The 11,559-nt window shown below is 69.4% G+C and carries 9 protein-coding genes and 1 tRNA gene; 6 read left to right on the forward strand and 4 right to left on the reverse strand.

All coding sequences use genetic code 11. From position 1 onward, the window contains the following. Position 1 precedes the first annotated feature (1 nt). Positions 2-625, reverse strand: coding sequence for an ANTAR domain-containing response regulator (locus ACSU1G_RS09120; RefSeq protein ID WP_439279947.1), 624 nt, complete (start codon positions 623-625; stop codon positions 2-4). Positions 626-775: 150 nt separating this feature from the next. On the opposite strand from ACSU1G_RS09120, the gene ACSU1G_RS09125 reads away from it, so the two are divergent. Then, positions 776-860 (forward strand) — tRNA-Leu (locus tag ACSU1G_RS09125). Between the two features lie 260 nt (positions 861-1,120). Then, positions 1,121-2,293 (forward strand): peptidoglycan DD-metalloendopeptidase family protein, encoded by a 1,173-nt coding sequence (locus ACSU1G_RS09130; RefSeq protein ID WP_439279605.1) that lies wholly within the window; start codon positions 1,121-1,123, stop codon positions 2,291-2,293. A 22-nt stretch (positions 2,294-2,315) separates the two neighbouring features. Here ACSU1G_RS09130 and ACSU1G_RS09135 read toward each other — a convergent pair whose 3' ends face one another. Next, the gene (locus ACSU1G_RS09135) at positions 2,316-2,906 is read right to left on the reverse strand and encodes a hotdog fold thioesterase (protein WP_439279606.1); all 591 of its coding nucleotides are present in this window, start codon (positions 2,904-2,906) and stop codon (positions 2,316-2,318) included. On the opposite strand from ACSU1G_RS09135, the gene polA reads away from it, so the two are divergent. The 4 genes from polA (at position 2,899) to ACSU1G_RS09155 (ending at position 9,452) form a co-directional block, all read left to right on the forward strand. Beyond that, positions 2,899-5,817: a DNA polymerase I gene (polA, locus tag ACSU1G_RS09140; RefSeq protein WP_439279607.1), complete on the forward strand. Its 2,919-nt coding sequence runs from the start codon at positions 2,899-2,901 to the stop codon at positions 5,815-5,817. The genes ACSU1G_RS09135 and polA overlap by 8 nt on opposite strands. Continuing rightward, positions 5,801-7,153, forward strand: coding sequence for a GNAT family N-acetyltransferase (locus tag ACSU1G_RS09145; protein ID WP_439279608.1), 1,353 nt, complete (start codon positions 5,801-5,803; stop codon positions 7,151-7,153). Before polA ends, ACSU1G_RS09145 begins: the two co-directional genes overlap by 17 nt. Positions 7,154-7,327: 174 nt before the next feature. Next, positions 7,328-8,785 (forward strand): 30S ribosomal protein S1, encoded by a 1,458-nt coding sequence (gene rpsA / locus ACSU1G_RS09150; RefSeq protein WP_439279609.1) that lies wholly within the window; start codon positions 7,328-7,330, stop codon positions 8,783-8,785. A 115-nt stretch (positions 8,786-8,900) separates the two neighbouring features. Next, on the forward strand, positions 8,901-9,452 hold the full coding sequence (locus ACSU1G_RS09155) for a DinB family protein (protein ID WP_439279610.1): 552 nt from the start codon (positions 8,901-8,903) through the stop codon (positions 9,450-9,452). A gap of 23 nt (positions 9,453-9,475) precedes the next feature. On the opposite strand, the gene ACSU1G_RS09160 is transcribed toward ACSU1G_RS09155, so the two are convergent. Next, on the reverse strand, positions 9,476-10,762 hold the full coding sequence (locus ACSU1G_RS09160; RefSeq protein ID WP_439279611.1) for a class I SAM-dependent methyltransferase: 1,287 nt from the start codon (positions 10,760-10,762) through the stop codon (positions 9,476-9,478). After that, positions 10,759-11,496: an IMPACT family protein gene (locus tag ACSU1G_RS09165; protein ID WP_439279612.1), complete on the reverse strand. Its 738-nt coding sequence runs from the start codon at positions 11,494-11,496 to the stop codon at positions 10,759-10,761. The genes ACSU1G_RS09160 and ACSU1G_RS09165 overlap by 4 nt, the downstream gene beginning before the upstream one ends. Between the last annotated feature and the right edge of the window lie 63 nt (positions 11,497-11,559).

Here is an 11,559-nt window from a genome sequence, read left to right on the forward strand (position 1 = left end):
GTCAGCCCATCTGGTCGACGACCGTCTGGGCCACCTCCCGCATGCTCAGCCGCCGATCCATGGAGGTCTTCTGGATCCACCGGAAGGCCTCCGGCTCGGTCAGGTCCAGGGTGGTGGTCAGTAGGGACTTGGCCCGGTCCACGAGCTTGCGGGTGGCGAACTGCTCGGCGAGGTCGGAGACCTCCTCCTCGAGCGCGCGCAGCTCCTCGAAGCGGGCCACCGCCAGCTCGATCGCCGGCACGAGGTCGTTCTCATTGAAGGGTTTGACCACGTAGGCCATGGCCCCGGCCTCCCGGGCGCGTTCCACCAGTTCGCGTTGGCTGAAGGCGGTGAGCAGCACCACGGGGGCGATCTTGTCCCGGGCGATGTGCTCGGCTGCGGTGATCCCGTCCATGATGGGCATCTTGACGTCCATCAGCACCACGTCCGGTTCCAGTTCCGTGGCCAGATCGAGCGCCTTCTGCCCGTTGTCCGCCTCACCGACCACCTGGTAGCCCTGTCCGGTGAGGATCTCCACGATGTCCACGCGGATCAGCGTCTCGTCCTCGGCGACGACGACGCGCAGCGGCGCGGAGGCTGCGGCGTCGTCGGTGGGGTGGGTCGTTTCGCTCTGCTCGGACGGCATCTCGGTCGGCATGTATGCTCCTTGCGCTCGGTCAGCAATCAGCGTATCCGGTCAGCGGGGAACACGGTGCCGAACCCCGCCGCGCGGCGGGGCCGTGACGTGTATTCTTAGAGGGTTGTCATGCCGGGTCAGACCGGCAGATCTGCTCAGGCCCGAATGGCGGAATTGGCAGACGCGCCGCACTCAAAATGCGGTACCGAGAGGTGTGTGGGTTCAATTCCCACTTCGGGCACCACTGGCCCCGATCCCTTGCAGCACAAGGGGTCGGGGCTTACTCGTCCCGGTATCTGGCCGCTCCTGGACCGCGGATTCGGCGTCCGGAGCGCCCGGTCCCTTCGCACCCCCGCTGCGGACAACCCCTGCGACCCTGGCCTATGGTGTGGCCATGCCGGGTCATCGGTGAGCCCCGCACGCCGTTCTCACCACCATCACCGAAGCACTGCATTCATGCCAGCTGTGTTCGAGTGACCCCGTGGGGGCGGAGGAGACGGAGCCATGACCACCGAGAGCGTTGCATGGGACGAGATCTATGAGGTCCCGGAACTGCCCGACGAAACCGACGATGAAGCCCCGGACGAGGGGCCGCCGCTGGGCATCGACGACCTGTTCCCAGAGGCGGTGGAGCCCGGCCTGGACGACCGGGACTACGGTGCTGAACCACCGGGAGGTTTCGACGGTGGCCGGGTGCAGGGCGGATTCAGTTCGCCCCTGCCCGTGGACTGCCGACTGACCTCGGGCTTCGGCACCCGCAAGGGCATCCTCCACGCCGGCACGGACTGGGCGCCCCCGGAACCCGGACAACGGGGGGTCTCTGTCCTCGCGGTGGCCTCCGGCACCGTCATCGCGGTGGGCCGGGGCAAGGCCCGGACGTCGGACCGCATCCCCTTTCACTCCGGCCGGTTCGTGTGGCTGGACCTGGGTTTCCACGGCGGCCAGCGGATGCGCGCCTACTACGGGCATCTGGCCTCCGTGGACGTGTCTGAAGGACAGTCGGTGAAGGCCGGGCAGGCATTGGGCACCATGGGCGGTTCCGGGGCGAAGGGCGAGAACGACTTCGCGGTGCACCTGCACTTCGGCGTGGCCCAGGACCACAACCGTCCGGTCCTGGCCGCCCGTCGTCACGGGGCGGCCGGCTGGATCAACGCCGACAGCTGGCTGCGGTCCAAAGGCATCCGGGTGGGAACAACGGCCCCGGTCATCCAGAAGCAGTCGAAGACCGTCATCGCTCCCGCCCCTTCTCCTGACGCTGACGGCTCCGAGACCACGAAGCCCGCCACCGCCCGGAAGCACGTCCGTTCCGATGACTCCATCCGGAAGATCTGCATCGGGGCGAGCCATGGGGACGGCACCACCAGCCTGTCCCGGCTCATCGAGCGCTACCAGCACCGCCAGCAGAAGCCGCTCACCCTGGTGCACGATGCCCACTGGGGCGCCGTCACCGAAAGGCACTACCAGTGGGTGGTGAGCCTGCAACGGGCCCTGAACCAGTGGAAGGGCATCGACCTGAAAGTGGACGGCGACTTCGGGAAGAAGACCGTGGCGCGGGTGCGTGAGGTGCAGGAGCGCAACCTGGCCGGCGCCTTCCGCACGGCCGGAGGCCGGGCCGCAGACGGGAATCCCGGTCCGGCCACGGCACGCATGCTGGGGATCGCGCCGTATCCGAACTAGCCCTATCCGAACGAGTCCCGGGCTACCGCCGGCTCGGGTCCAGGATCATGTTCGTGATCTTCGCCGTGGAGAGCCGCTTGCCCTCCTCGTCGGTCATGACGATCTCGTGCGTGATCAGTGTGCCGCCGAGGTGGATCGGGGTGCAGGTCCCGGTCACGATCCCCTCGGTGGCGGCCCGGTGATGGGTGGCGCTGATCTCGATCCCCACCACCGGCTTCTTCCCGCCCACATGCAGCACCGCGGCGATCGAGCCCAGGGTCTCCGCCAGGACCAGATGGGCACCGCCGTGGAGCAGTCCCGCGTTCTGTTCGTTGCCGGCCACGGGCATGGTGGCCACCATCCGCTCCACCGTCATCTCCCGGAAGACGATGCCCATCTTGGCGGTCAGCGGACTGATGCCGAGCTTGCCGAGGTGGCCGTGGAACTCCTCCGGGATGCCGGTGTCGAACAGCATCTGCCGCAGCTCCTCGGCCGTGAGCTGCGGCCGCACCCCCGGCACGAAGGCATGACGGGTTCCGGCGGCAGGCGTGGTGGCAGGACAGGCGGCTGACCCGGCGGCAGGTGCGGAGGTGTCTGCGGCGGGTGTCTCTGTGTGGGCATCGTTCATGACCATTAGGCTGGCACCCGTGACTGATTCGAGCAATCCCGCCCCTGACTCCGCCGCTCCGGCTCCCGGTACGACCGCCGGTAAGACCACCGGCACGACCACCGGAGAGTCCAACCGCCTGCTGGTTCTGGACGGCCATTCCATGGCCTTCCGTGCGTTCTACGCGCTGCCGGTGGACAATTTCATGACGGACACCGGTCAGCACACGAACGCGGTCTACGGTTTCACCACCATGCTGCTCACCATGATCCGCCAGCAGAAGCCCACCCACGTGGCGGTGGCCTTCGACCTGGACACCCCGACCTTCCGCTCCGAGGAGTACACGGAATACAAGGCGGGGCGCTCGAAGACCCCCGAGGAGTTCCACGGCCAGATCAACCTGATCATCAAGGTCATGGAGGCCATGAACATCCCCACCGTCTCGGTGGACGGTTTCGAGGCGGATGACATCGTGGCCACCTTCGCGGCGCAGGCGGAGGCCGCCGGCTGGGACACCCGCGTGGTCTCGGGGGACCGGGACGCGTTCCAGCTCATCACACAGAAGACCACCGTGCTCTACCCCAAGAAGGGTGTCTCGGACATCCCGCCGATGGATGCCGCCGCCATCGAGGAGAAGTACGGCGTCCCGCCCGAGCGCTACCCCGACCTGGCCGCACTGGTGGGGGAGACGGCGGACAACCTGCCCGGGGTGCCCGGGGTGGGCCCCAAGACGGCGGCCAAGTGGATCAACCTCTACGGCACGGTCGAGGACGTGCTGGCCCATGCCGAGGAGATCAAGGGCAAGGCCGGCCAGTCCCTGCGGGACCACGCCGAGGACGTGCGCCGCAACCGGCGCCTCAACCACCTGCTGCGGGACATGGAGCTGCCCGTGGCCCTGGAGGCCACCGAGCTGACGCACCCGGACCACGAGCAGGTGGGAGAGCTCTTCGACGCCCTGCAGTTCAACACGGTCCGCCAGCGCCTCTTCGACACGCTGGCCGAGCGGCTCGGCGGCGAGCCGGAGGCCGCCCCGGTGGAGGACACCCCCGGGTTCACGGTCCTCACCGCGGACACGGACGGCGCCACGGGGCTCACGGAATTCCTGGCGCAGCACGCCGCGAACCTGATGGGCGTGCACGTGGTCCTGGACGGCCCGGCCATCCTGCCCAAACGCAAGATCCCCGCCCCGGGGGACTACGGCGTCGCCCTCGGCGCCGCGCTGGTCGCCGAGGACGCGGCCGTCTATGTGGACCTGGGCGCCCCGGAACCGGCAGGGCACGACGTCGGCCCCGGGCCGATCCTGTCGGCCTACCTCGCCGAGGCGGGACACCCCAAGGCGGTCTACGACCTCAAGGCCGTGGCCAAGTCCCTGAAGGCGACCGGGCACCTCACCGCACTGGGGCAGGATCTCGCGCTGGCCGGCGTCGTGGACGATGTGTTGCTCTCCGCCTACCTGATCCAGCCCGACCGCCGCGGCTACGGCCTGGATGCCCTGGTGCAGACCTACCTGCAGTCCACCCTGGAGATGGAGGCCGACCCCACCCAGGCCGGCGACCAGCTGGAGCTGGACCTCGAGGACGCAGGATCGGCGTCTGAGGAGGCCGTGGTTCAGGCCCGGGCCGCCGCCTGCGTGCGGGCCGCCTGGATGGTGCGCCGGCTCTCCGAACAGTTCCAGCCGGAGCTGATCGCCCGGGGCGCCCAGCAGCTGCTCGTAGACCTGGAGGTACCGCTGGCGAGCGTGATGGTGGACATGGAGCTGGCCGGCATCGCGGTGGACCGCGGCGTGCTGGACGGCCTGTTCGACGACTTCTCCCAGCGCATGGAGGCCGCGCAGGAGTCCGCCTGGGCCTCCGTGGCGGAGGCGAACGGCGGCGAGACCGTGAACCTCGGCTCCCCGAAGCAGCTGCAGACACTGCTGTTCGAGAAGCTGGACATGCCCAAGACCCGCAAGACCAAGACCGGGTACTCCACCGACGTGGAGTCGCTGACGGACCTGCTGAACCAGACACAGCACCCGTTCCTCGAGAACCTCATGCTGCACCGCGACGCCACCAAGCTGCGCCAGACGGTGGAGGGCCTGCGGGACACGGTGGCACCGGACGGCCGGATCCACACCACCTATTCACAGACGGCGGCCGCCACGGGGCGACTCTCCAGCCTGCACCCGAACCTGCAGAACATCCCCGTCCGCACCGAGGCCGGCCGCCGGATCCGGGAGGTGTTCGTGGTGGGGGAGGGCTACAGCAGCCTGCTGACCGCCGACTACTCGCAGATCGAGATGCGGATCATGGCCCACCTCTCCGAGGACGAGGCGCTCATCCAGGCCTTCCGGGACGGCGAGGACCTGCACCGCTTCGTGGGCGCCCAGGTGTTCGGCGTGGCCCCGGAGGAGGTCTCCGGGGAGATGCGCGCGAAGGTCAAGGCCATGAGCTACGGGCTGGCCTACGGGCTGAGCTCCTTCGGACTCTCCAAGCAGCTGCAGATCCCCGTGGACGAGGCCCGGGGGCTGATGAAGGGCTACTTCGACCGCTTCGGCGCGGTGCGCGACTACCTCAAGGACGTGGTCTCCCAGGCCCGCAAGGACGGGTACACGGCCACCATCATGGGCCGTCGTCGCTACCTGCCGGACCTGAACAGTGACAACCGGCAGTTGCGGGACATGGCCGAACGCGCCGCCCTCAACGCCCCGATCCAGGGCTCCGCCGCGGACATCATCAAGCAGGCCATGCTGGACGTCCAGCTGGCCCTGGATGAGCAGGGTCTGGGCACCCGGATGCTCCTGCAGGTGCATGACGAGCTGATCCTGGAGGTCCCGGACGGGGAGCTCGAGGCGGCCACCGCCGTGTTGGAGGACAAGATGGGGCACGCCGCCGAGCTGACCGTGCCGCTGGACGTCAACGTCGGGGTGGGCGGTAGCTGGCATGACGCAGCCCACTGACCCGGAGGCGGTCGGTGGCAGGCTGCCGGGGCTCGAGATGCACCGCTTCGCCGCCACGGGGCTGACGGCGGAGCAGGACCCGGTCATGGCCCGCATGCTCACCGCCCTGGAGCGGAACTTCTACGAGGAGGTGCCCAGCGGCCCCGCCCTGGACCAGGTCCTTCAGCTCCACGGCCGGGATGAGCGCACCTACCTGGGCGTCTATGACGCCGGCGTGGACCCGGCGGAGACGGACCCCGTCGGCACCTACGCCTCGTTCGTCAAACCCCTGCAGACCGGCGTGGGCCGGCAGCTCGACGCCTTCCTCATCTCCGAGGTCACCGTCCGGACCACGCATCGTCGCCGGGGCATCCTGCGCGCCATGATGACCACCGAACTGGACCGTGCCGTGGCCGGGGGGTGGCCCGTGGCCGCTTTGAGCGCCTCCGAGGCCACGATCTACCGCCGCTTCGGCTTCGGCGTGGCCACCGTGCGGCGCGCGGTCCAGGTGGACACCCGCGGCGAGGCCTCCCTGATGGCGGCATCCACCGGCACCCTGCGGATGGTGGAACCGAAGGAGTTGGCCGGCCTCGGACCCGCGCTCTATGCCCGGGCCCTGGCGCAGACCCCCGGTTCGGTGGGCCGCGTGGCCGCCTACACCGTCACGGAGACGGACAGCTGGCGCTCCAAGAACGACGGCAGGGGCACCGGGCTGCTCGCGGCCGTCCACGAGGACGACGGCGGCACCGCCCGCGGATACGTGACCTACCGGTTCAGCGGCTGGAAGCAGGAGGTCCCGACCATCACGGTCACCGGCCTGGTGGCCACGACGGCGGCCAGTTTCCGCGCCCTCTGGGACCACCTGGTGCATCTGGACCTCATCCAGCGGGTCGAATGGGGTTTCGCACCGCAGGACGGGCTGCTGGAGAACCTGCTGACGGACCCACGCCGGGTCAAGACCTCGGACATCGCGGACCAGCTGTGGCTGCGCATCCTGGACGTCCCCGCCGCGTTCGCCGGCCGGCCCTACCACCGGGACGGAGAGCTGGTCCTGGGGGTCACCGACCCCCTCGGCCATGCGGCCGGCACCTGGCGGCTGTCCGTGCGGGACGGGACGGCCGACGTCGTGCCCCTGCCGGAGGGCGGAGCCGCGGCAGCCGAGACAGCCGAGCCGGACACCACCCCTCCGGACCTCACCCTGGACGTGGCCGAACTCTCCAGCGTGTATCTGGGTGGCGTCTCCGCGGAGCTGCTGCGCCAGGCCGGGCGGCTCACCGAACACCGGCCCGGGGCGGCGGCCGAGCTGACGGCGCTGCTCGCGGCGGACCGGCCGGTCTTCTGTATGACGGGCTTCTGATCCGCCGCCCGCGTGGCTTTGACCCGGACTTGCCCGAGTGGCTAGACTAAACGAGCACTTTCTGTGCGCCCTCAATAATCCATATCAACCCACTATCCGGGTGATCAGGCGGCTCCGATACGAGCCTGCAGGACATCCGGCCGAGTGAACAATCCACATCGGAGCCCCTACTACATGACCATTACCTCCACCGCCCCGCAGGTCGCCATCAATGACATTGGCACTGCCGAGGACTTCCTCGCCGCCGTTGACGCCACCATCAAGTACTTCAACGACGGTGACCTGGTCGAAGGCACCGTCGTCAAGGTCGACCGCGACGAAGTGCTGCTCGACATCGGTTACAAGACCGAAGGCGTCATCCCGTCCCGGGAACTTTCCATCAAGCATGACGTGAACCCGGACGAAGTTGTCGCCGTGGGTGACAGCGTGGAGGCCCTCGTCCTCACCAAGGAGGACAAGGAAGGCCGCCTGATCCTCTCCAAGAAGCGCGCTCAGTACGAGCGTGCCTGGGGCTCCATCGAGAAGATCAAGGAAGAGGACGGGGTCGTCACCGGCACCGTCATCGAGGTCGTCAAGGGCGGTCTCATCGTGGACATCGGCCTGCGCGGCTTCCTGCCCGCCTCCCTCGTGGAGATGCGCCGCGTCCGCGACCTGGCCCCGTACATCGGCCAGGAGCTCGAGGCCAAGATCATCGAGCTGGACAAGAACCGCAACAACGTGGTCCTGTCCCGCCGTGCCTGGCTCGAGCAGACCCAGTCCGAGGTCCGCTCCAACTTCCTGCACAAGCTCGAGAAGGGCCAGGTCCGCACCGGCACCGTCTCCTCGATCGTCAACTTCGGTGCCTTCGTGGACCTGGGCGGCGTCGACGGCCTGGTGCACGTCTCCGAGCTGTCCTGGAAGCACATCGACCACCCCTCCGAGGTCGTCGAGGTGGGCCAGGAAGTCACCGTCGAGGTGCTCGAGGTGGACATGGACCGCGAGCGTGTCTCGCTGTCCCTGAAGGCCACCCAGGAAGATCCCTGGCAGCTCTTCGCCCGCACCCACGCCCTGGGCCAGGTTGTGCCGGGCAAGGTCACCAAGCTGGTTCCGTTCGGTGCGTTCGTGCGCGTCGAGGACGGCATCGAGGGCCTAGTGCACATCTCCGAGCTGGCCTCGCGCCACATCGACACCGCCGAGCAGGTCGTCTCCGTCAACGACGAGCTGTTCGTCAAGGTCATCGACATCGACCTGGAGCGTCGCCGCATCTCGCTGTCCCTCAAGCAGGCCAACGAGGGCGTGGACCCGGAAGGCACCGAGTTCGATCCGGCGCTGTACGGCATGGCCGCCGAGTACGACGACGAGGGCAACTACAAGTACCCCGAAGGCTTCGACCCGGAGACCAACGAGTGGCTCGAGGGCTTCGAGACCCAGCGCGCCGCATGGGAGCAGCAGTATGCTGACGCCCAGGCCCGCTGGGAGGCTCACAAGGAGCAGGTCAACCGCAGCCTGAACGAGGAGTCCGAGGTTGCCGCGGACGTCGAGTCCGGCGCATCGTCCTCCTACTCCTCCGATGACCGCCAGGTCGCCGACCAGGGCACCCTGGCCTCGGACGAGGCCCTCGCCGCACTGCGCGAGAAGCTCACCGGCAACTGATCGCATCCGGCTCCGGCCTGACCGTCGGAACCGGAGAAGGGCCCCGCACCACAGCAGTGGTGCGGGGCCCTTCCGCGTCCCGTGCGGACCACCCGCCCCCGTGGATAATGGGCGCATGGAATCCCAACCACCTCAGGACCCACACACGCCGCTCCCGGCCGAGCCGGACCTGGATGTCGGTGAGCTCCGGATGCTCACGCAGTTCATCGACTACTACCGCGCCGTGGTGCGGCGGAAGGCGGAGGGCCTCACCGCCGGGCAGCTCAACCGCACCCTGGCGCCCAGCACCATGAACCTGGGCGGACTGATCCACCACCTCGATTACGTGGAAGACTTCTGGTTCACGGAGCAGGTGGAGGGGCAGCCGGCCTCTGCCCCCTGGGACCGGGCGCCGTGGTCCGAGGACGGCGATTGGGACTGGAACCGCGCCGCCGGGCTTACCCCGGAGGAGCTCCTCAACGCCTACGACGAGCGGGTGGCCCGGTCACGGCAGATCCAACAACGGTGGACCGATCCCGAGGCACGCGTCCGTGCGGCAGGCCGGCAGGGTGCGGGGCAGCGGATGACCTACCGGTACGTCCTCATCCACCTCGTGGAGGAGTACTCGCGCCATGCCGGCCATGCTGACCTGCTGCGGGAGGCGATCGACGGCACCGTGGGGGACTGATCCCGGACGAGCGACCACCGTGGCTAGCGTCGGGTGCTGACCGTCACCGTGAACGTCGGGTTCCGGGTGATCTGCCGGGTGGGGCCCACCCGCCGCTCCAACTCGGAGCGGTACTGCAGGTGGGAGTTCCAGACACACCACAGCTCACCCCCGGGGCGCAGCACCCGGGCGGACTCGGTGATGAGCCGGAGGGCGACGCGTGGATCGACCGTGGACCCGGCGTGGAAGGGTGGGTTGAGCACCAGCAGGTCCTCACTGGTCTCCGGGAAGGTGGCGAGGGCATCATCCCGGCGGACCTCGATCAGCTCCGCCACGCCGTTCAACCGGGCCGTCTCCCGGGTGGAGGCACAGGCATCGGCGGACTGGTCGGTGGCGATCACCCCCACGGGCCCACCTCCCCGGTTTGCACGCGCGCGGCCGGCCAGCGCGAGATAGACGGCGATGGTCCCGTTGCCGCAGCCCACGTCCACCGCCCGGGTGGTGGCGCCCGTTCCGGCGCCCGCCCCCGTACCGGCGGTGGGATGGATCGCCGGACCCAGGTGTTCCAGCAGCAACGCGGTCCCCGGGTCCACCTGCGTGCCCCCGAAGGTGGCCCCGTACGCGGCCAGGATGACCGGGCCGACGTCCGGCAGCACGTGGTCGGCGGCGCGGGGGAAGGGCGCGGGCAACCCGCGGCGCGGCCCACGAGCCGTGAGGACGCGCGACTTGGACCGGCCCCGGCCGGGCACCACGGAGGCGAAGTAGCGTTCAAGCACCGTGTTCTGACGCCGGGTCATGTGCTTGTCCCGTCCTCCGGCCAGCAGCACCACGTCCTCAGCGGCCACCCCGGCGATGAGCTGCGCCCACTGCTCCAGGGCGTCCAGTGAACGGGGGAGTTGAAGCAGCACCGTGTGGGCACCGGTGAACCCCTCGGGGTCGAACGCGTGGCGGGTGAGCGTTCCGAGACCGGTCTGAGGTGCCCGGTGTCGCAACGCCTCCAGATTGTGGTCCACGGACCGCTCCTGGGCGAGGGCATCCTGCGCGAGTCGCACCGGGTGCCCCGCCGCCACCAGGGGCAGGGCCAGGGCGCCGTGGCGGTCTTCGAGGACCGCCACGGCCGGTCGGCCCGATCCGGCTGCTCCGGCTGCTCCGGCATCGTGTCCGGCCTGCCACCAGGCGTGGGCCGTGTCCAGCAGCAGCCGGTCCGCGGCGTCAGAGGCCTGCAGATCGGCGGCCTCCGGGTAGGGCCAGCGGGACAGGGGGATGCGGTCCAGGGCCGCGGACAGCGGGCTGGACACCACGTCCGGGGTGTGGCCCCAGGGAATGCTCACGGCAGGTCCACCCATTCGGTCCCCAGCGTGCGGACGTCCGCCTGCCCGGCGGTGATCGAGGCGATCCGTGCGCCGAACGCCGAACCCGAGCGGCCGTCGTCGGGCAGGGCCACCACCAGGGTGGCCGCACTGGAACCGTAGCGCGTCTGATGCACGGGGTATCCGGCGGTGCGTAGCTCGTTCTCCCACCGGCCGGCCTCGGCGTGCGGGGCGTCCACGCCCGTCATGACCATGCGCTGCCTCGTGATCAGGCGAGCCCGGTCCAGGGTGGCGGAGACGGCGTCCGAGTAGGCGCGCACGAGCCCTCCGGCCCCCAGTTTGATCCCGCCGAAATACCGCACGACGACGGCGCACACGTCGGAGAGGTCCCGCACCACGGTGCCGGGGGACTCGGAACCCAGAAGGGTGTCCGAGGCCGGCCGGGTCTCCCGCAGGCTCAGTGCCTCCAGCATGGGCAGGCCCGCGGTCCCCGCCGGTTCGCCGTCATCCGAGGACCGCATCACGTCCCGGTCGGCGCCCAGGATGAAGGCGCTGCAGGCGTGACGGGCCTCGTGGTGTTCCCGGCGCAGCCCGGCGATGACGGCGCGGGCCCCTGCCTCGGTCTGCACGCGGACCAGATGACCGATGAAGCGGGACCGTTTGATCTCCAGTTCGTGGATGACGGGGGATGCCGCGGCGGTGGCCGGGAGCACGGTATAGCGTGATGCCCGCGATCCGGGCTGCTCCTCAGACATGCCGACCACTCTACTGTTGGGTAGTCCACGGAGGGGATGCGGTACCTTGTTGGCGAGTATTCA

Source organism: Microbacterium sp. A93 (genome assembly GCF_051842835.1).

Coding starts and splice junctions, on each gene's coding strand:
- ACSU1G_RS09120 (WP_439279947.1), bottom strand. CDS start 625: ATGCCGTCCGAGCAGAGCGAAACGACCCACCCCACCGACGACGCCGCA.
- ACSU1G_RS09130 (WP_439279605.1), top strand. CDS start 1,121: ATGACCACCGAGAGCGTTGCATGGGACGAGATCTATGAGGTCCCGGAA.
- polA (WP_439279607.1), top strand. CDS start 2,899: ATGACCATTAGGCTGGCACCCGTGACTGATTCGAGCAATCCCGCCCCT.
- ACSU1G_RS09135 (WP_439279606.1), bottom strand. CDS start 2,906: ATGGTCATGAACGATGCCCACACAGAGACACCCGCCGCAGACACCTCC.
- ACSU1G_RS09145 (WP_439279608.1), top strand. CDS start 5,801: ATGACGCAGCCCACTGACCCGGAGGCGGTCGGTGGCAGGCTGCCGGGG.
- rpsA (WP_439279609.1), top strand. CDS start 7,328: ATGACCATTACCTCCACCGCCCCGCAGGTCGCCATCAATGACATTGGC.
- ACSU1G_RS09155 (WP_439279610.1), top strand. CDS start 8,901: ATGGAATCCCAACCACCTCAGGACCCACACACGCCGCTCCCGGCCGAG.
- ACSU1G_RS09165 (WP_439279612.1), bottom strand. CDS start 11,496: ATGTCTGAGGAGCAGCCCGGATCGCGGGCATCACGCTATACCGTGCTC.